The organism is Microbispora rosea (assembly GCF_900156315.1).
Classification (GTDB): Bacteria; Actinomycetota; Actinomycetes; order Streptosporangiales; family Streptosporangiaceae; genus Microbispora; species Microbispora rosea.
Map to the genome: position 1 here is coordinate 24,762 of NZ_FTNI01000005.1, position 21,462 is coordinate 46,223.

16 protein-coding genes are annotated in these 21,462 nt (G+C 72.7%); 8 read left to right on the forward strand and 8 right to left on the reverse strand.

Annotation, left to right across the window (positions count from 1 at the left end):
• Positions 1-23: 23 nt before the first annotated feature.
• Positions 24-3,596, reverse strand: coding sequence for a LamG-like jellyroll fold domain-containing protein (locus BXA11_RS08905; protein ID WP_076434081.1), 3,573 nt, complete (start codon positions 3,594-3,596; stop codon positions 24-26).
• A 390-nt stretch (positions 3,597-3,986) separates the two neighbouring features.
• Between BXA11_RS08905 and BXA11_RS08910 the strand changes: the two genes are divergently transcribed.
• The 5 genes from BXA11_RS08910 to BXA11_RS08930 all read left to right on the forward strand — a co-directional run bounded on the left by BXA11_RS08910 (position 3,987) and on the right by BXA11_RS08930 (position 10,363).
• Positions 3,987-5,267 (forward strand): sugar ABC transporter substrate-binding protein, encoded by a 1,281-nt coding sequence (locus BXA11_RS08910; protein ID WP_083744080.1) that lies wholly within the window; start codon positions 3,987-3,989, stop codon positions 5,265-5,267.
• A 5-nt stretch (positions 5,268-5,272) separates the two neighbouring features.
• Entirely contained in the window at positions 5,273-6,184 is a 912-nt protein-coding gene (locus BXA11_RS08915) for a carbohydrate ABC transporter permease (RefSeq protein WP_208865556.1), read from the forward strand.
• Positions 6,181-6,987 carry a carbohydrate ABC transporter permease gene (locus tag BXA11_RS08920; protein ID WP_076434084.1) on the forward strand — a complete coding sequence of 269 codons (807 nt, stop codon included), beginning with the start codon at positions 6,181-6,183 and terminating at the stop codon, positions 6,985-6,987. Before BXA11_RS08915 ends, BXA11_RS08920 begins: the two co-directional genes overlap by 4 nt.
• 29 nt (positions 6,988-7,016) lie before the next feature.
• On the forward strand, positions 7,017-8,738 hold the full coding sequence (locus BXA11_RS08925; RefSeq protein WP_076434085.1) for an amylo-alpha-1,6-glucosidase: 1,722 nt from the start codon (positions 7,017-7,019) through the stop codon (positions 8,736-8,738).
• Positions 8,739-8,824: 86 nt separating this feature from the next.
• Positions 8,825-10,363 carry a serine/threonine-protein kinase gene (locus tag BXA11_RS08930; protein ID WP_143734162.1) on the forward strand — a complete coding sequence of 513 codons (1,539 nt, stop codon included), beginning with the start codon at positions 8,825-8,827 and terminating at the stop codon, positions 10,361-10,363.
• Here BXA11_RS08930 and BXA11_RS08935 read toward each other — a convergent pair.
• A complete protein-coding gene (locus BXA11_RS08935; protein ID WP_076434087.1) occupies positions 10,338-10,817 on the reverse strand; it encodes an Lrp/AsnC family transcriptional regulator in 480 nt (159 codons plus the stop codon). The genes BXA11_RS08930 and BXA11_RS08935 overlap by 26 nt on opposite strands.
• A 162-nt stretch (positions 10,818-10,979) precedes the next feature.
• Here BXA11_RS08935 and BXA11_RS08940 point away from each other — a divergent pair, with 162 nt between their 5' ends.
• From BXA11_RS08940 to BXA11_RS08950, 3 genes are all read left to right on the forward strand, one after another.
• Positions 10,980-14,417, forward strand: a complete 3,438-nt coding sequence (locus tag BXA11_RS08940) for an indolepyruvate ferredoxin oxidoreductase family protein (RefSeq protein WP_204054103.1) — start codon at positions 10,980-10,982, stop codon at positions 14,415-14,417.
• Positions 14,414-15,553, forward strand: coding sequence for an acyl-CoA dehydrogenase family protein (locus tag BXA11_RS08945; protein ID WP_076434088.1), 1,140 nt, complete (start codon positions 14,414-14,416; stop codon positions 15,551-15,553). The genes BXA11_RS08940 and BXA11_RS08945 overlap by 4 nt, the downstream gene beginning before the upstream one ends.
• 108 nt (positions 15,554-15,661) lie before the next feature.
• Positions 15,662-16,237, forward strand: coding sequence for an NADPH-dependent FMN reductase (locus BXA11_RS08950; RefSeq protein WP_076434089.1), 576 nt, complete (start codon positions 15,662-15,664; stop codon positions 16,235-16,237).
• A 3-nt stretch (positions 16,238-16,240) separates the two neighbouring features.
• Here the strand turns inward: BXA11_RS08950 and BXA11_RS41210 are convergent, their stop codons facing one another.
• Genes BXA11_RS41210 through BXA11_RS08975 form a run of 6 tightly spaced genes read right to left on the reverse strand, consistent with a single transcriptional unit; the run spans position 16,241 to position 21,462 of the window.
• A complete protein-coding gene (locus tag BXA11_RS41210; RefSeq protein ID WP_204054102.1) occupies positions 16,241-16,645 on the reverse strand; it encodes a VOC family protein in 405 nt (134 codons plus the stop codon).
• The gene (locus BXA11_RS08955; protein WP_076434090.1) at positions 16,645-17,271 is read right to left on the reverse strand and encodes an HAD-IA family hydrolase; all 627 of its coding nucleotides are present in this window, start codon (positions 17,269-17,271) and stop codon (positions 16,645-16,647) included. The genes BXA11_RS41210 and BXA11_RS08955 overlap by 1 nt, the downstream gene beginning before the upstream one ends.
• Positions 17,272-17,280: 9 nt before the next feature.
• On the reverse strand, positions 17,281-18,363 hold the full coding sequence (locus tag BXA11_RS08960; protein WP_076434091.1) for an MSMEG_0565 family glycosyltransferase: 1,083 nt from the start codon (positions 18,361-18,363) through the stop codon (positions 17,281-17,283).
• On the reverse strand, positions 18,360-19,196 hold the full coding sequence (locus tag BXA11_RS08965) for a carbon-nitrogen hydrolase family protein (protein ID WP_030512252.1): 837 nt from the start codon (positions 19,194-19,196) through the stop codon (positions 18,360-18,362). Before BXA11_RS08965 ends, BXA11_RS08960 begins: the two co-directional genes overlap by 4 nt.
• The gene (locus BXA11_RS08970) at positions 19,193-20,035 is read right to left on the reverse strand and encodes a carbon-nitrogen hydrolase family protein (RefSeq protein ID WP_076434092.1); all 843 of its coding nucleotides are present in this window, start codon (positions 20,033-20,035) and stop codon (positions 19,193-19,195) included. The genes BXA11_RS08965 and BXA11_RS08970 overlap by 4 nt, the downstream gene beginning before the upstream one ends.
• Positions 20,032-21,462, reverse strand: a complete 1,431-nt coding sequence (locus tag BXA11_RS08975; protein WP_076434305.1) for an MSMEG_0567/sll0787 family protein — start codon at positions 21,460-21,462, stop codon at positions 20,032-20,034. Before BXA11_RS08975 ends, BXA11_RS08970 begins: the two co-directional genes overlap by 4 nt.

Sequence of the window (21,462 nt, forward strand, 5' to 3'; positions counted from 1 at the left end):
GCCCGGCTGAGGTGCCCGGCGTGTTACTTGACGATCGGCGTCACCGCGATCTTGTCGATGATCGGGGCGTACTGCGATCGGAGCAGGATGTCGGGGAAGGTCTCGGAGATGTAGGTGGCGCCGTCGAAGTTCGGCAGCTCGCGTGAGGCGAAGGCGACGGTGTTGGCTCCCTTCTTGAGCTGGACGGGGATGGTCAGCTCCCAGAAGTTGTCGGCGTGGAAGGAGTGGGGGAACCAGGCCCGCCGCGGTGCGGCGCCGTTGACCGAGATCTCGGCGTGGCGGGCCAGCGGGTCGGGGTTGTAGTGGGACGCGGGGGACTGTTCGGGGTTGGAGTAGCGAACCGTCAGCGTGTACGTCCCGTTCTCGGGCGCGGTGACGTCGAAGGTGAGGGTGCCGGCGTCGCCGGGGGCGCCGCCGATGTCGGTGACGGCCTTGCCGCCGCTCGCCAGCGGGTAGGCGGCCACCTTGGCGGCGCCGGCGACGTGGGCCGACTCGGCCTCGTACCAGGCCGGCGTGAGCGCGCCCTCGGTCTTCTCGACCGTAAGCCGGTCCAACCGCACCCTGCCCGTCCGCGCGGTGTAGGTGATCTTGTTGACGCCGCCGGACAGGAACGCCTTGATCTGGGAGGACCCGGACGGCTCGGCGATGTCCTGCCCGTTGACGGTCAGCGTGCCCTTGCCGCCGCCGCGCAGGTCGACACCTAGCGTGGACTCGCCGTCGCCGGGCGAGTAGACCCAGAACGTCGCCGCCTGCCCCTTGCGCAGGTCGGCCACACCGGAGCCGGACACCTTCTTCTCGCCGTAGGCGGTGCGTCCTCCGTCGAGCGTGGCGTACTCGGCCTCGTAGACGGACTCGCTCGCGGCCGGGTTGGCGAGGGTCAGGTCGATCTTGTCGATGATCGCGTCCCCCTTGGTGGCGCGGGTGCCGTCGAGGCTCCTGGCGGCCAGGGTGATCGTGTGGTCCCCCTTCGACAGCGTGACCTTCGTGTCGGTGTGGTCCCAGACCACCCACTTGTAGCCCAGCGGAAGGTGGAGCTCCCGCTCGTCCTTGCCGTCGACGCGGAGGAAGACGTTGGTCGGGCCCTGCTCCTGAACCGCGCCGTAGGTGTTCAGCGAGTTCGCGAAGACCGACAGGTCGTACGTGCCGTCCTGCGGGACCGACACCGGGAAGTTCAGCGTGACGTCGGAGCCGGTGCGCAGCCCGCCGACGTCGTAGCCGCCGGAGGTGTAGAACTTGCCGACGTCGGACGGAGTCCCCTCGGGGCCGTTGCGGCTGTACCCCGTGCCGGTGTGGCCGGCGTTCTCCGCCTCGTACGTGGCCTGCCAGAGCGTGGTCGCCGGAGTGCCGGAGGAGGCGTGGCCGCCGGGGGTGAGGATGATCTGGTAGGCCGACGACTCCTTCAGGGCGGGCAGCGCGGACCCGAACTCGAAGGTCACCGCGCCGTCCGTCACCTTCTGGTTCAGCTCGGCGACGACCCGGGGCTGCGCGGAGTCGCCGACCTGGCCGGTCCAGGGGATCTCCTGGATCAGGGCGTGCACCGTGCCCCCGAACAGCGCGGTGTCGACGTTGGCGAAGTGGACGCCGACGAGACCGGACGCTCCGCCGAACAGCGCGCGGGCCTGCGCCTTGGCCTTGTCGAGCGTCGCGACGCCCTGCAGGGTGTAGCTGACGTTCGGCCGGGGCGGGGTGGCCTTGACCGTGTCGCCGGTCATCTGGCCGTAGGCGTGGAGCAGCCACCACTGGCCGTTGCCGCGATTGGCCTGGACGGCCGAGTCGGACAGGTTGCCGTCGATGTTCCAGTAGGCGATGTCGGCGTCGACCTTCGACTCCTCGATGGCCGAGGCCCACTGGACCATCTGGCCGGGCACCGACGTGTGGTAGTTGAAGGCGTACTCGTCGAGGTTGATCGGGAGCTGCCTGCCCTCGTACGGGGTGCCCGCGAAGATGGCCCGCTCCCACTGGCGGTACTTCGCCACGTTGGTGCGGATGCGGGCCGGGTCGCCCAGCTCGTGCCAGGTCATGACCTCGGGGACCGTCCCCGCCTGCACGGCGTGCCGCAGGAAGCCCTGCACCTGGTCGTACAGGACGCTGGTGTTGGGGCCGGCGATCCTGGCCTTCGGAAGCTTGCCCTTGATCAGCGCGTTGACCTCGTCCCACGCCTTGAAGTAGTACTGGGGGTCGCTCAACCAGCTGATCTTGTTGTAGCTCCACGTGCCGGTGCCGAACATGTTGCCCTCGGGCTCGTTGAACGGCACGAAGACGATGTGGTCCTGATATTTGGGGTCGAGCGTGCGGACCTGGTCGACCTGCTTGGCGATCTTGGCTTTGAAGTCGTCCAGCCTGGCCTGGGGCGTGGTGCCGGGCCACTCGTAGGGGAAGCCCCGGTAGATGTCGGTCATGTAGATGTACACGTCGCCGCCGGTGCTGTCGGCGAGCGGCTTCACCACCTCCAGCGCGTCCGCGCCCGGGTGCTGCGGGCCGTCCTGGGCCTTCGTCGCGACCGTGCGCAGCCGCATGCCCTCAAGGAGGTTGGAGGTCGGCACGCCCTCGCCGTACACGCCGTACAGAGTGCCCGACGCGCCGCCGTGGAAGGCGCCGGTCTCGGTGCCGAGGTCGATGGTCAGGTCGTTGGCGACGACGTCGACCGTGGCCTCGACCGCGGTCCCGTAGGCGGTGCCCTTGACCGTGACCCGGCCCGGCTTGGCGTACGCGGCCGGGTCGACCGCCTCCCAGACGACCGGAACGCCCCGGCGGATGCCGTCGGAGAACTGCGCGTTGACGGTCGCGGGCAGTGCCGGTGCGATGCCCGGGTAGGTGGTGATCGCGAAGGAGGCCTGGTCGACCTTGGTGACAGTGGCCTTGTGGTCTCCGGCGAGCGCCGCGACCTGCTCGGCGTCCATCGCGGCGTCGTAGACGCGGAAGTCGTCCAGATCGCCGGCCAGGAACGGGTGCCCGCCCCAGAACGGCTTGCCGAGGAAGCCCGAGGTGGTGTTGCGGTCGGAGTGCATCACCGCGGCCAGGTCGATCTGGGCGGTGGTGCTGCCGATGGCCACGCCGTTCACGTAGTAGGTGAGGGTCTTGCCGTCGATCGTCGTGACGAGGTTGACCCACTGACCGGTGGGCAGCTTCTGCGCGCCCGGCACCCCCACCTCGGCGCTGCCGTTGACCGGTTTGATGGACGATCGCGTGGTGGCGTCGCCGGCGTAGGACGGGGTGACGAAGGTGGCGGTCGCGTTGTCCTTGCCGAGGTTGTAGACCCACTGGAAGTCGGCGCCGCCCGCCCACTTGAGCCACGTGGAGATGGTCATGGCGTGGCGGTCGCGGAACAGGCCGTTGGGGATCGTCACGAAGGGGGCGGTCGTCGAGCCGGTCGCCCCGCCGGGGAGTGACAGGGCCTGCGTGCCGTCGGGACCCACGGCGGTCTTGGCCGAGCCCGGGTTGGCCAGGGCCCCGTCGAGGCCGGAGGGGGAGCGGTCCTCGACGACGCCGCTCGACAGGTCGCCTTCGAAGTCGTAGTGGAGGACGAGTGCCGGTGCGGCGGCGCTGTCCGCCGGAAGGGCGTGCGCCGGCACGGCGGCGAGGGGGATCGCGGTCATCGCGAGGACGGAGGCGAGAACGGCATGAGGCGCGCGCCTGCGTGCTCGCCCGGACAAGGGTACGGCCATGCGCTGTCCCATTCGCGGGGGGCTGAGTGATGTAGGGGTCGGGGCCAGTCGAATCGGTTAAGCGAATCGATTCGACTGGACGATAAGCGCGCTGTCGCAAAGCGGTCAAGGTCCGGAAACCCTTCCGGCACGTCATCGTCATCTCGCTGACACGAGCCATCCGACCCGCCATCCGACTCGCTGTCCGGCAGGCGTCTCCGCAAATCGGGCCGCGTACCCCATTGACGCGCGCGCCGAGCCGGGCCTATCGTCGGCGAACCGATTCGCCGAATCGGTTCGACTCAGATCGGAAACAGGCGCGTAACGCCAGGAGGTCACGTCATGAGACCAGGGTCAAGCGGCCGGCGTGTGGCCGGGATGGGTGCGGCGGTCCTCGTGGCCGCCACCGGGCTGGCCGCCTGCTCGTCACAGCCCGACGGCGCCGGCGCCCCCTCGGCGGGCGCGGGCCAGTCCGCCGCTGGAGGCGGGACCTACACGATCTGGGACCCCTACCCCCAGTACGACAAGAGCTCCGACTGGGTGAAGCTGCTGGACACGTGCGGCACCCAGGCGGGAGTCACGGTCGAGCGGACCGGTTACGACACCACCGACCTGACCAACAAGGCGCTGCTGGCCGCACAGCAGGGCAACTCGCCGGACGTGCTGATCGTGGACAACCCGGTCGTCTCGACGCTGGCCGAGGCCGGCGTGCTGACGACGACAGAGGAGAACAAGCTCGACGTCACGTCGATCGCGCCGAACCTGCTCGCCGCGGGCCAGCTCGGCGGCAAGACGTACGGCATCCCGATCGGGGCCAACACCCTCGCCCTCTACTACAACAAGGAGGTGCTGAAGAAGGCCGGGGTGGACGCCGACTCGGTGAAGGACTGGGCGTCGCTGACCGCGGCGCTGGAGAAGGTGAAGGCGGCGGGCAAGAAGGGCATCACGTTCTCGGCGATCGGCACCGAGGAGGGCAGCTTCCAGTTCCTGCCCTGGTTCTGGGGCTCGGGCGCGAACCTCACGAAACTGGACTCACCCGAGGGTGTCGCATCGGTGGCACTGTGGGCCGACTGGCTCAAGAAGGGCTACGCGCCCAACTCGGTCATCAACAACACCCAGACCACGAGCTGGCAGGAGTTCGCGACCGGGGACTTCGCCTTCGGCGAGAACGGCACCTGGCAGCTCGCCAACGCCAAGAAGACCGGCTTCGACTACGGCATCATCCCGATTCCCGCCAAGGACGGCGGCACCGCTCCCGCCCCGACCGGCGGCGAGTTCGTGAGCATCCCGGTGCAGTCGGACACCGCACGCTACGCCACCTCCCAGAAGCTCGTCAGCTGCCTGACCAGCACCGACAACTCCCTGACCACCACGACCACGCTGTCGTACATCGCGCCGACGGAAGCGGTGCAGACCAAGCAGGTCGAGCAGAACGCCGAGCTGAAGGTGTGGGTGGAGGCGGTCAAGGCGGCCAAGGGCCGCACCAGCGACAACCTCGGCACCAAGTACCCGAAGATCTCCGAGCCGATGTGGGGCGCCGTGCAGGCCGCGCTGAGTGGTTCCACGGCACCGCAGGAGGCGATGGCGGCGGCGCAGTCGACGGCGGCGAGCGCGACCCAGTAATGAGCATGAGCCGAGCGACGAGAACGCCGGCGCGCACCCGATCGGGGCAGTGGGCGGCGTGGGCGTTCCTCGCCCCCGTCGTCCTCTACCTGCTGATCTTCTACGCCTACCCGCTGTATCGCAACGTCGAGCTGAGCCTCCGCAACTACACGGTGCGCTCGTTCGTGCAGGGGGACGCGCCGTTCGCCGGATTCGCCAACTACGCCAAGGTGTTCGCCGACGCCACCTTCGCCCCGGCGCTGTGGCACACCATCGTGTTCACGGTGGTGTCGCTGGCCTTCCAGTTCACCATCGGGCTCGCGCTGGCGGTGTTCTTCAGCCGGAACTTCCGGCTGTCGGCGACGCTGCGGGCGCTGTTCCTGGTGCCGTGGCTGCTGCCGCTGATCGTGTCCGCGTCGACCTGGTCGTGGATGCTCAACAGCGAATCCGGCGTGGTCAACGCCGCCCTGAGCTGGGTCGGCGCCGGTCCGGTCAACTGGCTGACGTCGCCGGACTGGTCGCTGTGGTCGGTGATCATCGCCAACATCTGGATCGGGATCCCGTTCAACCTGGTCGTGCTCTACAGCGGACTGCAGGCGATCCCCTCGGCGGTGTACGAGGCGGCGGCGCTCGACGGGGCCGGCCCCTGGCAGCGGTTCTGGCGGGTGACGTTCCCGCTGCTGCGGCCGGTCTCGGCGATCACGCTGCTGCTCGGGCTGGTCTACACGCTGAAGGTGTTCGACATCATCTGGATCATGACGAAGGGCGGCCCGAGCGACGCGTCCACGACGCTGGCCACCTGGTCCTACCGGCTGGGCTTCGGCAACCTGCTGCCCTCCTTCGGCCCGGGCGCGGCGGTGGGCAACCTGCTGATCGTGATGGCGCTGGTCTTCGGGCTCGTCTACATCCGCGTGCAGCGACGGCAGGCCGCGGCATGAGGCGGCTCAAGACCGCCGCCGGGCTGGCACTGACGGCCGTGATGCTGTTCCCGGTCTACTGGATGGTCAACGTCTCGTTCACCCGCGACCAGGACATGCGCAAGTCGCCGCCGTACTGGTTCCCGGTCCACGGCACGCTGGACGGCTACCGGGCGGTGCTGGAGCAGCAGGGGCCCTACCTCGCCACCAGCCTCGTGGTGGGGCTGGGCACCGTGGCCCTGACGCTGGTGATCGCGGCGCCCGCGGCGTACTCGCTGGCCAAGCTGCGCCCGCGCGGCGGCGGCGTGCTGAGCTTCGTGCTGCTGATCGCGCAGATGATCCCCGGGATCATCATGGCGATGGGCTTCTACGCCATCTTCCTCACCACCGGCGTGCTCAACACCGTTCCCGGGCTGATCGTGGCCGACTCCACCCTCGCGGTGCCGTTCGCCGTGCTGATCCTCACCACGTTCATGTCCGGCATCCCCGAGGAACTGCTGCAGGCGGCCCGGGTGGACGGCGCCGGGGTGATGCGCACGTTCGTCTCGATCGTGCTGCCGGTCTCCCGCAATTCGGTCATCACGGTGTCGCTGTTCGCGTTCCTGTGGGCCTGGTCGGACTTCGTCTTCGCCTCCACGCTCGACCAGGGCGGCGCCCATCAGCCGATCACGCTGGGGATCTACCACTACATCGGCAACAACAACCAGGAGTGGAACGCCATCATGGCCACCGCCGTGGTCGCCTCCATCCCGGCCACCGTTCTGCTCATCGTCGCCCAGCGTTACGTCGCCGCAGGCGTCACCGCCGGCGCCGTCAAGGACTGAGCCTTTTTTCGAGAAGGGACCCCCTCTTCATGACCGTCGCCGCTTCAGGCCCGGTGTTCTCCCTGCGGGAAATCCCGTTCAGCTACCGCGGCTCCTGGTTCGGCTTCTCGCCGGTGGTCGCCCAGAACACCTACGCGCGGGACGTGCATCTGGTCTCCCACCAGACCGGCATGCATCCGATCCTGCGGCTGGCGCCGTCCGCCGAGAGCGATGTCACCGCCACGCCCCACCGGCTCACCTGGAGCGGCGCCGACGGCCGGATCGACCTCGCCTACGAGAACGCCGACACGGTGCGGCTGCGCGGCCGGGGCCTCGGACTGAGCCTCCTGGCCGCCGACCCCGTCCTGACCCCGTTCAGCGGCCCGTACTTCTACCAGGATCCGGTGGACGGATCGTTCGTCTTCACGGTCTACCAGACCGGACGCCGCTATCGGATCACGGTGCTCGCCGGGCAGGCCGAGGCGCGGGGCGCCCAGGCGCTCGGCGCCGCCGAGCGGGGCGTCGTCCTGAGCGGCGAATGGGAGATCGCCGTCGAGGAGTACGAGACCGCGCGCGCCCCCTACACGCGCACGGGCGCCTTCGAGGAGGTGGCCGAGGCGGCACGGGCCGAGTTCGACGCGTTCACGGCGGCGGTGGCGCCCTGGCGCAGCGACCGGACGCCCGCGGCCGAGCTGGCCGCCTACGTCCTGTGGTCGGCGACCGTGCGCCCGGCCGGGTTCGTCACCCGGCCCGCCGTGCTGATGTCCAAGCACTGGATGGACAAGGTGTGGAGCTGGGACCACTGCTTCAACGCCCTCGCCCTCGCCGGCGGCCTGCCCGGCCTGGCGTGGGACCAGTTCCTGCTGCCCTTCGACCACCAGGACGCCGCGGGCGCGCTGCCCGACTCCGTCACCCACTCGGAGATCCTCTACAACTTCGTCAAGCCGCCCATCCACGGCTGGGCCCTGCGCCGCCTCCCGGAGGCGGCCGAGGCGGAGGAGGTCTACCGGCTGCTGGAACGCTGGACGACCTTCTGGCTCACGGCGCGGCGTGTCCCCGGCCGGGAACTGCCGCACTACCAGCACGGCAACGACAGCGGCTGGGACAACGCCACCAGCTTCGACCCCGAACGCGTCGTGGAGACCGCCGACCTGGCCGCGTTCCTCGTCCTGCAGATGCGCGAGCTGGCCCGCCGGGCCCCCGACCCGTCCGCGGCGGCCCACTGGTCCGGCGCCGCCGACCGGATGCGCGACGCGCTGCTCGCCGAACTGTGGACGGGGGACCGGTTCGTCGCCCGCGGAGCGCACACGGGGCACACCTGGTCGAGCTCCAGCCTGCTCGACCTCATGCCCATCGTGCTCGGCGACGAGCTTCCCGAGCCGGTGCACACGGCGCTCGCCGCACGCATCGCCGCGCATCTGACCGCCTTCGGGCCCGCCACCGAGCACCCCGAGTCCGAGCACTACCAGGACGACGGCTACTGGCGGGGACCGATCTGGGCCCCCTCGACCGTGCTCATCGAGGACGGCCTGCGCCGCGCCGGGCACACCGAGCTCGCCGACGAGATCAGCGCCCGGTTCCGCGCGCTGTGCGAGCGGTCCGGCTTCGCGGAGAACTTCGACGCGCGCACCGGCGAGGGGCTGCGCGACCGCGCCTACACCTGGACGGCCGGCGCCTATCTCATCCTCGCCGCCGCCCACGAACGGCGCGGCGAAGGGCGGGCACAGCCGGAGGAGTCTGCGGCCTCGTCGCGACCGCGGACCCCCGCGTAACGCCGGCCGTTCCCGCCCCGCCCGCCCGAGAGGATAGGTTGGCTCCCGATCATGAGGGGCGCGAATGGCCATGGGGGGTGCGGGACGTGGTGCCGTCCACGCTCGGCGGGCGTTACGAGCTGGAGGAGCTGATCGGCCAGGGCGGGATGGGCGAGGTCTGGCGGGGCCGGGACCTGCGGGCGCACCGCCCCGTGGCGGTGAAGATCCTTACGCCGCAGGTCGCCGGGGTCGCCTCGCGGGAACGTTTCGCCCGCGAGGCCAGGGCCGCCGCCCGCGTCGTCCACCCGAACGTGGTGACGGTGCTCGACGTGGGCGAGCAGGACGCGCGGCCCTACCTGGTGATGGAGCTGCTCACCGGCCGCAGCCTGGCCGCGGAGCTGCTCGACCGGGGCCGGTACGGCGTGGCGGAGGCGTGTCACCTCATGAGCCAGGCCGCCGCCGGCCTGGACGCCGCGCACCGCGCGGGAGTCGTGCACCGGGACGTCAAGCCCGCCAACCTGCACCTCACCGCGAGCGGCGTGCTCAAGGTGGTCGACTTCGGCGTCGCCCAGGTGGCGACCGAGGCGGCGCGGCTCACCATGGTGGGCACCGTCGTCGGCACCGCCGCCTATCTGGCTCCGGAGCAGATCGACGGCAGGGGCGGCGGGTCCGCCTGTGATCTGTACGCGCTGGGGTGCGTCTGCTACGAGCTGCTGTGCGGGCACCCGCCGTTCACCGGGTCGGCCCCTGAGCTGGTGTATCAGCACATCCACCAGGCCCCGGCGCCGCCCAGCCGGCACCGCCCCGACATCCCCGCCGAGCTGGAGCGCCTGATCATGGCGTTGCTGGCCAAGGACTCCGCCGCCCGGCCCGCCGACGCGGAGGTCGCCCGCCGGATTCTGGCGGCCGTCGCGCTTTCGGCCGGAAGGCCGACGTGGGAGGCGGGAGCACCCACTCCGCCCCCGTCGCCGGCGCCGTACGCGGGCGGCGCGCGTGCGGGCGACACGGCGCTGCTCGACACCCCGCTGCTCGACACCGCCCCGCCCGGCACCCTGCCGCCCGGCGTGCCCTCGGGGCGTAAGGCGGGGGTGTCGCCCGAGCGGCGCACGCTCATCCGGCTCGGCGCCGCGGTGGCGGGGCTCGCCGTGGTCACGATCGGGGTGGCGGCCCTGTCCGACGGCGGGGGGCAGGCGGAACCCGCGGCCGCGGCCCCGTCGCCCACCGCCACCCATGCCGGGACCTCACCCACCCCGGTGCCCCGGGTGACCGGGACGACCTCTCGCCCGTCCCCGAAGCCGTCCCCAAGGCCGTCTCCCACGCCGTCCGCGCGCCGCGTCTACCGGAGCTACCAGGAGTGGCTGGCCGCCTTCGACCGCGCCGTGCAGGAGCAGGAGAGGCGGGGCGGGATCGAGCCGAAGCTGGCCCGCGACGCCCACGAGACGATCAGGAAGACGGCCAGGGACATGTCCGGAGGCCACGGCAGAGGGAGAGACCGGGGCGGGGACAGGGGCGACAAGGCTGCCCGGCGCGTCGGCGACCTGCTGGTCAAGCTGCGGCAGGAGTACCGGGCCGGCAGGCTCGCCGACGGCCCGCTGACCGACTTCCTGAACGCCGGCGGCCTCAGCGTCCGGGGGAACGGCGACTGAGGTCCTCGACCGGCCCGAGGTCGCGGGTCCACGAGCCGAGCACGAGCAGGGTCTTGGTGCCGGTCACGTCGCCGGCGCGGCGCAGGCGGTCGATGACCTGCTGGAGGTGGCCGAGGTCGCGGACGCGGACGTGGATGAGCGCGTCCGGGTCGCCGGCGATGGTGAACACCTCCTGCACCTCCGGCACGTCCGTGGCGGTACGGACGATCTTGCCGACCGGGGTCGTGCCGGGGTAGCGCAGTTCGGTGAACGCCTCGATGCCCCAGCCGAGCTTGGCGTAGTCGATCCGCACGGTGAAGCCCGTGATGACGCCGATCTCGCGCAGGCGGTCGACCCGCCGCTTCACGGCGGCCACCGACAGGCCGATCTCGGCGGCCATCTCGGAGAAGGTCCTGCGCCCGTCCTCGCGCAGCAGACGCAGCAGCCGATGGTCGATGTCGTCGATCTCCGCCATGGGCTACTTCCTCTCCACCCGGTACGGCGCAAGAAACAGTAGCGCCTGAGGCGGACTCGTCCATATTTTTGCGTCTTGGCGGCCGGTTCTCGCGCGATGCTTGCGCGTACGCCCGGAGCGTTGGTGTGCTGTGGGTCACTTACCGACCTCAAGGAGGTTCGCGTGTCCCCGCCCGTGTCCACGCCTCCCGTCTCGCTCGACGACAAGTACGCGGCCGAGCGCGGCACCGTGCTGATCTCGGGCGTCCAGGCCCTCGTCCGGCTGACCCTGGAGCAGCGCCGCCTCGACGCCGCGCGCGGCCTGGACACCCGGGTCTTCGTCTCCGGATATCCCGGCTCGCCGCTGGGCGGGGTCGACCTGGAGATGGCCAGGGCCGCGCGGTTCCTTGAGGAGGCGGGCGTGGTGGCCCGGCCCGGCCTCAACGAGGAGCTCGCGGCCACGGCGGTCGCGGGCACCCAGCTTCTCGCCCAGGTGCCGGGCCGCAGGCACGAGGGGGTGACCGGGTTCTGGTACGGGAAGAACCCGGGCCTCGACCGGGCCGCCGACGCGATCCGGCACGGCAACCTCGCCGGCACCGCGCCGCTCGGCGGGGCGGTGGCCTGGATCGGCGACGACCCGGGCAGCAAGTCGTCGACGGTGCCCAGCTCCTGCGAGCCGATGTGCCAGAGCCTGTCGATGCCGCTGCTCGCCCCCGGCTCCGTGGCGGAGGTCGTCGAGCTCGGGCTGCACGCGGTGGCGCTGTCGCGGGCCACCGGCCTCTGGGCCGGCCTGAAGATCGTCGCCGACGTCGCCGACTCCTCCGCCACCGTCGACCTCGGAGCGCTGCGCGAGACGATCCGGACCGGCATCCCGGTGCCGGACCGCGCCGACCGCGGGGCGCCGCCCACCCTGGTCGGCCCGGCCTCGCTCGAGGCCGAGCACGACATGCTCACGCGCAGGCTCGGCCTGGCCCGCGAGTACGCCCGCGCGCACGGCCTCAACCGGGTCGCCCACGACGCGCCGCGCGCAACGACGGGCGTGCTCGCCTCCGGCACCTCCTACGCCGTCGTCCTGCGCGCCCTCGCCGACCTCGGCCTGGACGACGCCGCGATGGACCACCTCGGCCTGCGGCTCATCCGGCTCGCCATGCCGTTCCCGCTCGCCTACGACGATCTCGCCGCCATGACCGAGGGGCTCGGCCGGGTGCTCGTGGTGGAGGACAAGGTGCCGTTCCTGGAGGGGCACCTCAAGCAGGCGCTGTACGACACCGGTCGGCGTCCCGACGTCCTCGGCCGGGAACTGCTGACGTCGCGCGGCACGCTCGGCGCCGAGGACGTGGCCGGGGCGCTCGCCACCTGCCTCGGCCCGGACCGCCTGCCCCGCCACGTGGCGATCCTGGCGCCCGCCCCTGCCCGGCGCCGCATCATGCTCCCGCTGGTCGCCGCCCGCACGCCGTACTTCTGCTCGGGCTGCCCGCACAACGCCGCCACGCGCGCCTCCGATGACACCTTGGTCGGTGCGGGCATCGGCTGCCATGCCATGATCGCCTTGGACGGCAACGGACGCGGCAGGCAGGTCGGCATGACGCAGATGGGGGGCGAGGGCGCCCAGTGGTTCGGCCTGGCCCCCTTCACCTCCGACCGCCACTTCACCCAGAACCTCGGCGACGGCACCTTCCACCACTCCGGTTCCCTGGCCGTACGGGCCGCCGTCGCGGCCGGCGTCTCGATGACCTACAAGCTGCTCTACAACGACGCCGTGGCGATGACCGGCGGGCAGCGCGCCGAGGGCCGCCTCGACGTGCCGGCGCTGACGCGGTGGCTGGCCGCCGAGGGCGTGCGCCGGATCGTGGTGACGACGCCGGAGCCGGAGACCTACCGGGCCGTGCGGCTGGCCCCGATCGCGTCCGTACGGCACCGCGACGATCTCCCGGACGTGGAGAAGGAACTCGCCGCGATCGACGGGGTGACCGTGCTGATCCACGACGACCGCTGCGCGGCCGAGGAACGGCGGCTGCGTAAACGCGGCAAACTGCCCACGCCGAAGGCCAGGGTCGTGGTCAACGAGCGTGTGTGCGAGGGCTGCGGCGACTGCGGCGACGCCTCCACCTGCCTGTCCGTGCAGCCCGTGGAGACCGAGTTCGGCCGCAAGACCCGCATCCACCAGGCGTCGTGCAACTCCGACCTGAGCTGTCTCAAGGGCGACTGCCCGTCGTTCCTGCTCGTCGAGCCCCGCTCCAAGGTCTCGCGTGCCGTGCCCGAGCCGCCGGTGGCGCTGACCGAGCCGGCGCCGCGCTTCCCGGAGCGCTCGGTGCTGCTGCGGATGCCCGGCATCGGCGGCACGGGGGTGGTGACCGTCTCGCAGATCCTGCAGATGGCCGCCCATCTCGACGGCCTGCACGCCGCCGGGCTCGACCAGACCGGGCTGGCCCAGAAGGGCGGTCCCGTCGTCAGCGACGTGCGGATCTCCCCGCAGCCGATCACCGGCTCGGTCCGCGCCGCCCGCGGCACCGCCGACGTCCTCGTCTGCTTCGACGTGCTCGGCGCCGCCGCGGACGACACCCTCGCCGTCGCCGCGCCGGGGCGGACGGTCGCCGTCGTGAACACCGCGGTCGTGCCGACCGCCGCCATGGTCACCGGCCGCGCCGCCCTCTCCGGGCCCGGGGACGCGCTCGCCCGCATCGCGTCGGCCACTGCGTCGGCGGCCGGCCTCCACCTTGACGCAGGCGCGCTGTGCGAGGCGTTGTTCGGCGATCACATGCCCGCCAACCTCGTGCTCGTCGGCGCGGCCTACCAGCACGGCTGCATTCCGATCTCGGCGGACGCGATCGAGCGGGCCATCCGTCTCAATAAGGCGGCGGTGGAGCAGAACCTGGCGGCCTTCCGGTGGGGGCGGGCCGCCGTGATCGACCGCGAGGCCGTCTTCCGGGCCGCGATCCCCCAGCCGGAGACGGCGGCGCCGCCCGCGTCCGGCGGGCTGGAGGAGACCCTGGCCGTACGCGTCGCCGACCTGACCGGCTACCAGAACGCGGGCTACGCCCGCTCGTACGCGCTGGACGTGCGCCGGGTGGCCGCGCTGGCCGCCGAGCGGGCGGGGGAGGAGGCCGGCGTGCGCGTCGGGCTCGCGTACGCCCGGGGGCTGCACAAGCTCATGGCGTACAAGGACGAGTACGAGGTCGCCCGGCTGCACCTCGACCCGGCGGAACGGGCCCGGCGCGAGCGGGAGTTCGGCCCCGGCGCGGCCGTGTCGGTGCTGCTGCACCCGCCGGTGCTGCGGGCGATGGGCCTCAAACGGAAGATCAGGCTGCGCCGGTCCGCCGGCGTCGTGTTCCACGGGCTGCGGGCCGCCCGCGTGCTGCGCGGCACCGCGTTCGACGTGTTCGGGCACGCCGCCGTCCGCCGCGTGGAGCGTACGCTGGTCGTGGAGTACCGCGAGCTGGTGAGGCGCGCGCTCGACCGGCTGACCCCGGCGACCGCCGCGGTCGTCGCGGAGATCGCCGCCCTGCCGGACCTGATCCGGGGGTATGAGGACATCAAGCTCGCCCGTGTCGCGGAGTTCCGCGACCGCGCCGCCACCCTTCTCGCCGAGCTGGACGACCCCGTCCTCCAGGAGTCATCGTGACCGTCGACCGTCTGCTGCCCGGCCCGGACGCCCGGGACCTCATCGAGCTGACCCGTGAGATCGCCGACAAGGAACTCGCCCGCCGCGTCGACGAGCACGAACGCGCGGAGACCTACCCGGAGGGGCTGTTCGCCACGCTCGGCGCCGCCGGGCTCCTCGGCCTGCCCTACCCGGAGGAGTACGGCGGCGGCGGCCAGCCGTACGAGGTGTATCTCCAGGTGCTCGAGGAGCTGGCCGCGCGGTGGGCCGCGGTCGCGGTCGCGGTCAGCGTGCACACGCTGTCCTGCCTGCCCCTGGCGGTGTACGGCACGCCGGAGCAGCGGGAGCGCTGGCTGCCGGACATGCTCGCCGGGCGGCTGATCGGCGGCTACAGCCTGTCGGAGCCCCAGGCCGGGTCCGACGCCGCGGCTCTGACCTGCAAGGCCGAGAAGACGGAGGACGGCTACCGGATCACCGGCACCAAGGCCTGGATCACGCACGGCGGCCTGGCGGACTTCTACGCGCTGTTCGCCCGCACGGACTCCGGCCCGCGCGGCGTCTCCTGCTTCCTCGCCCCCGGCGCCGCCGACGGCCTGACCTTCGGCCGCCCCGAGGAGAAGATGGGCCTGCACGCCGTCCCCACCACGACCGCCCACTGGGACGGCGTGCTGATCAGTGCCGACCGCCTCATCGGCGCGGAGGGGCAGGGCCTGCCCATCGCCTTCGGCGCGCTCGACTCCGGCAGGCTCGGCATCGCCGCCTGCGCGGTCGGCCTCGCCCAGGCCGCGCTCGACGAGGCCGTGGCGTACGCCAAGGAGCGCGAGACGTTCGGCAAGAAGATCATCGATCACCAGGGGCTCGGGTTCCTCCTCGCCGACATGGCCGCGGGCGTGGACTGCGCCCGGGCGACCTACCTCGACGCGGCTCGCCGCCGCGACGCCGGCCTGCCGTACGGCAGGCAGGCCAGTGTCGCCAAGCTCGTCGCGACCGACACCGCGATGCGGGTCACCACCGACGCGGTCCAGGTCTTCGGCGGGTACGGCTACACGCGGGAGTTCCGCGTCGAGCGCTACATGCGCGAGGCGAAGATCATGCAGATCTTCGAGGGCACCAACCAGATCCAGCGCCTCGTCATCAGCCGCCACCTCGCCCGCTGAGATCTCTCCGGCGAAGTGCGGGAAGCCGCGTGCCCCTGCCGTTGTTCTTACCGATCACGGCGTACTGTTAAGTGCGTTATGTCCGCTTAATGGTGTTTTGGGGGAATTGTGGAGAAGCCTGTTCTGCAGATCGTCATCGCCAGCACGCGTCCCGGGCGGGTCGGGCTACCGGTCGCGGAGTGGTTCCGCGAGCGCGCGGCCGCCCAGGACGCCTTCGAGGTCGAGCTCGTCGACCTGGCGGAGGTGAACCTGCCGTTCATGGACGAGCCCAACCACCCCCGCCTCCGGCAGTACATCCACCAGCACACCAAGGAGTGGAGCGCGACCATCGAACGCGGCGACGCGTTCGTGTTCGTCACGCCGGAGTACAACTACGGCTTCAACGCCGTGCTGAAGAACGCCCTCGACTTCCTGCACCACGAGTGGCACTACAAGCCGGTCGGGTTCGTCAGCTACGGCGGCGTCTCCGCGGGCACCCGGGCCGTTCAGATGCTCAAGCAGGTCGTCACCACGCTCAAGATGGTGCCCGTGTTCGATGCGGTCTCCATCCCCTTCGTCACCCAGTTCCTCGATGGGGAGGGCCGGCTGCAGCCCAACGACGTGATGAACGCGGCGGCGGACACGATGCTGGCCGAGCTCGCCCGGCTCGCCCCCGCGCTGCGGCACCTGCGCCCCGCCGCCTGACGGTCACCCCGCAGTGAGCCGGTCTCGGGGTCCCGGCGCGTGAGGCAGTAGACGCCGCCCGCCGGGTCGCGCATGACCAGCCAGTGCGAGGCAGACCTGGTCGAGGCGGGCGAAGACGGGCGGCCGCCGTGTCGTCCCCTCTCCGGGGACGAGACAGAACGCCCTGCCCTCAGGGGAGCGCAGCACGGCCCAGTCGCCGTGGTCGGCGGCGACGGCGGCACCGAGCGCCACGGCCCGGGTCAGCGAGGCACGGACGTCGTCCACCTCCAGGTCGAGATGGGCGCCGCCCCCGTCGTCGCCCTGCCGCGGCGACAGGCGAGTGCCGGTGGCGGTCGTCCAGAACGCGGCGGCCTCCTCGAATCGGTCCCCGGGCCTGTCGATGAAGGCCAGCACGCGCCGCACCGTCATCACGGAGCCTCTTCGAACAGCGGGAGCAGCGCCGCCTCCAGGTCCGCCGGGGCGCGGTAGACGACCCCGGTCATGCCGAGCACTCTCGCCGCCTCGACGTTCTCGGCCCGGTCGTCCACGAACAGGCACCGCTCCGGCGGGGCGCCCGCGTGCCCGGCGGCGATCTCGAAGATCCGCGGGTCGGGCTTGGCCACCCCCACGTCGTAACTGCTCACGACGTGGTCGAAGGCGTCGTGCAGCTCCAGCTCGCGCAGGTGGGCGGCCAGTTCCGAGGTGGCGTTGCTGACGAGCACGACGGGGACGCGGGCCCGCGCCCGCGTGAGCAGTGCGAGCACCTCCTCGTCCGCCCAGGTGCGGGCGGCCAGCCAGTCGGCGGTCAGCGCGCTCGCCCGCGCGGCCGAGCCCACCAGCCCGGCGAGGACGGGAACGGCCGAGGCCAGCCACTCCTCGCGGGTCACCAGCCCGGTCAGGGCGGGGACCACCAGGGCCGACCGGCCGGTCACCCGCGCCACCGTGCCCGGCTCCACCCCGTACGCCCGTTCGATCTCGGCCTGCTCCTCGAAGTCCTGAAATTTCAGGACGCCGTCGAAATCGCACAGCACCGCGTCGAACGCTCTGGCCGCCATGGTCCGAGACTACGACGCGAGCGACTCGTACAGGGCGATGTGCCGTTCGGCGGCGGCCCGCCAGGTGTGCCGGACGGCGACCGCCCGGCCCGCCGTGCGCCTGCCGGGATCGTCGGCGGAGAGGGCGTCGGCGAGCTCGGCGGCGAGCCCGGCGGGGCTGACGGCGAAGCGCGCGGCCGAGCCGAAGACCTCACGCAGGACCGGCAGATCGCGCATCACCAGGGGGACGCCCGCCGCCAGGGCCTCCATCGCGGCGAGGCCGAAGCCCTCCTTCACCGACGGGAAGGCGAAGGCGGCGGCGCCCGCGACGAGCGGCGGCAGGTCCGCGTCGGCGACCGGCCCGAGGACCAGCGGCTCGGCGCCCAGCTCCGCCGCCCGCGCCTCCCACCGCGCGCGGTAGTCGCGGTAGTCGAAGAGCGTCTCGCCTCCGGCGATCACCAGACGGGCGTCCGGGCGCGCCTCCCGCAGCAGCGCGTACGCCTCCAGCAGGTCGAGCGAGCCCTTGCGCGGCTCGATGCCGCCGACCGTCAGCACGTACGTCCCGAACTGCCTGCGCCACATGTGGGCGGCGACGGGATCGGCGCACGCGAAGCGCTCGTAGGCGACGCCGTTGGGAATCACCGTCGCCGTGATGCCCCACCCGGCCGCGAGCTCGGCGGCCACCGCCTGCGACACGCAGACGTGCGCGTACGGCGTGACGATGGCCCGCTCGTGACAGGCGGCCAGCTCGGGCGTGGTGAAGTGGTCCACGTGGTGGACCGTCCGCACGCACCGGCCCGCCGCGTTGGCGCTGATGCAGTCCTGGGCGTGCACGACGTCGTACGACGCCGCCTCCGGGGTGAACGCCCCGCGCAGCACCGCGATCGACCGCAGCACCCGCGGGCCGACGCCCTCTCCGGGGATGTCGGAGAACGGCACGACGCGCAGCCGCACGGCCGGGTCGACCGGGCGGAAGAACCCCGTGTCGCCGCCCCGGCCGAGCGTCCACACCGTCACGTGCTGTCCCGCCGCGGCGAGCGCCTCGGCGAGGGCGAGGGTGTGCACGACCCCGCCGCGGGGCCTGGTCGAGTAGCTGAGCAGCGCTATTCTCACCCGCGTGCCTCCCGGTAGACGTCGGCCCTGCGCTCGTCGAGGTGATGGAGGATCCGCCGGGCGCGGTCGATCTCGGCGGCGACGTCGAGCTCGGCCACGGCCAGCCCGGCCTTCGACCAGGTGCGGGCGAGCACGTCGCCGCCCGGCCCGACGACCTTGGCCTGGCCCAGGAACCGCATGCCGCCCATCACCCCGGTCTGGTTGGAGGAGGCGAGCACGACCTGGTTCTCGGCGGCCCGCGCCTGGTCGTACAGGTCGAACAGCCGCGACTGCCGGTCCTGGGCCATCCGGGGCGCGCGGTTGGTGACGCTGGTGGGCCACGCCGACAGGCACGCCAGGATCTGCGCGCCGTCGAGCGCGAGGCTGCGGGCCGACTCGGGGAAGGTCTTGTCGTAGTCGATCAGCATGCCGATCCGCCCGGCCGGGGTGTCGAAGGCGTCGAAGCGGTCGCCCGGGCCGTAGGCCGCGGTCTCGCCCGCGGGCAGGTGCACCTTGCGGTGCAGGCCGAGCACCCCGTCGCCGCTGACGCACACGGCCGCGTTGTAGCGGACGTCGCCGCCGTCCTCGCAGAATCCGACGCACACCACCATCTCGGCGGCCAGCGCCGCCACCCGCGCGATCACCGGGTCGTCCGGTTTCAGCGCGGGCGGCAGCGCGTCGGGGTCCGGCCTGCGCAGGTCGGCGAGGTAGCCGCCGAGCGCGGCGTCGGGCAGCACGAGCAGCCGGGCCCCCGCGGCGCGGGCGTCGTCGATCAGTTTGGCGATGCGGGCCAGGTCGAAGGCGAGGTCACGGCCGAAGTGGGCGGCCGCCGCGGCGATCCGCAGAACGGTCACGCCGCGTGCCCTGCCGTTCCGTACGTCTCCGGCCTGCGGTCGCGCAGGTGGCCCATCGACCGGCGCGCGGTCTCCAGCGCCCGCGGCACGTCGATCTCGGTGACGGCCACGCCCGGCCCGACGCCCGTCGCCGCGACGATCTCGCCGCCGGGGTCCACGACCTTCGCGCTGCCCACGAAGCGCAGCGACCCGAACGTGCCCGCCTGGTTGGCCGACAGCCACACGATCTGGTTCTCCAGCGCCCGCGCCCGGTCGAACAGGTCGAAGCGCCGCTTCCAGCGGTCGCGCTCCAGGTCCGCCGCCGCGTTCGTCCGCGAGCCGGGCCAGGCCGACACGCACACGCCGATCTGCGCGCCGTCGAGGGCCAGCGCGCGGGCGGACTCGGGGAACGCCTTGTCGTAACAGATCATCATGCCGATCCTGCCGACGGGCGTGTCGAAGGCGCGGAAGCCGTCGCCCGAGGCGTAGCTGGCGTTCTCGCCGAGCGGCTGGTGCACCTTGCGGTGGTTGCCCAGCACGCCGTCGCCGCTGACGCACACCACGCTGTTGTAGCGGGCGTCGCCGCCGTCCTCGCAGTAGCCCGCGACCACGACCATGTCGCCGGCCAGCGCGGCCAGCCGCCGGATCTCGGGGCCGTCCACGGCGAGCGGGGGCGGCCCGGCGTCCGCGGCGTCGCCGTCCAGGCTGAGCAGGTAGCCGCCGAGGCACGCCTCGGGCAGCGCGAGGAGCCGTACGTCCGCGTTGCGCGCCTCCTTGACGAGGCGTTCGACGATCGCGAAGTCCTCGTCGAGGTCGCGGCCGAAACCGGCGGACACCGCCGCCATGCGCAGGGCGCTCACGCGGCCCCCAATCCGGTCACCGGGCCGCCGACGGCCTCCGTGACCTGTCCGTCGGGCCAGCGCAGCGACACGCCGCTGCCGGTGGTCAACTCCCCGCACACCGCCGAGGCGGCCGGCCCCGCCGGAGGCGCCGGCGCGCCCGGCTCGTCCGCCGTGAGCATCGCGAAGCCGGGAAAGCAGGTGAGCCAGTCGCCCATGGCGGCGGCGGCCGGACGCGGCACCGCGGCCACGTCCAGCACGGCCGCGCAGCCGCTCGCCTCGGCCAGCATGCCGAGCGTGCCGGCGATCCCCGCCATCGACACGTCCTTGGCGGCGGCGGGGCGGCCGGCCGCGACCGCGCCGAGCATCGCGCGCAGCTCGTCCGTACGCCGGGAGGTGGTCGAGTCCCATTGGCGGCCCCGGTAGCCGGCCCGCCAGCCGCCGCCGAGGTCCGCCGTGAGGCGCACCGCGTGGCCGGGGCGTCCGCCGCCGCCCGGCACGGGACGCGCGGCGCGGCCCAGCGCCGTCACCGACAGCGCGGCCGGCACCCCGAGCTGCGTGTGCCCGCCGAGCAGCGGCACCCCGTACGCGCGGGCGGCCCGGGCCAGGCCGTCGAGCACCCGGGCGGCGTGCGCGGCGTCGGGCGCGGCGAGCGCGTCGAGCAGCCCCGCCGGGGTGGCGCCCATCGCGGCCAGGTCGTTGAGGTTGACCAGGACCGAGCACCAGCCGGCCCACTCCGGGTCGCGCTCGACCATGGACGGCACGATCGCGTCGCAGGCCGCGACGACGTCGCCGCCGGGCACCGGCGCTCCGTCGTCGCCGACGAAACCCGGGCCGCCGAGGGCGTGCGGGGACTGCCCGGCGAGGGCGGCGAGCAGCGGCCCGAGCGCCGACTTGGCCGCCGCCGCGTGGGCCGCGACCCGGCCGATCGGGTGACGCATCAGCACGTGCGGCGCGCCCGCCACCGTCACCGGCCCCACCCGGGTCCAGCCCAGGCGGCGGAAGAACGTCTCGGCCCTGACCTGCACGGTCGCCTCGAACCGCAGCACGCCCTCCGCCTCGGCGCGGGCGCACGCGGCCCGCACCAGGGCCGCGCCGATGCCGCCCGTGCCCCCGGAACCACGCGCGGCGACCAGCCGCCCGCCCGTCCACCAGCCGATGTCGGTGCCGTCGCCGGCCGGTCCGAGCCGCACGCCGCCGACGACCGTGCCCGCCGCGTCCCTGGCCACCAGCGTGACCGTGCGGGGATCGTCGTCCCTGTCGTCGAGGTCGTGCTTCTCGAACAAGCCCTGCTCCCGGACGAACGCGTCGTGCCGCAGCCGACGGTAGGCCCGGAGGGTAGTGGCGTCGGCCGCCTGCTCGATCCGCACTCCCGGGCGGCGCGCCAGCGTGCTGCGGTCACCGAGCAGCGCGAGGATGTCGGGCGCCGTGTCGCCGTCGAGGTGCAT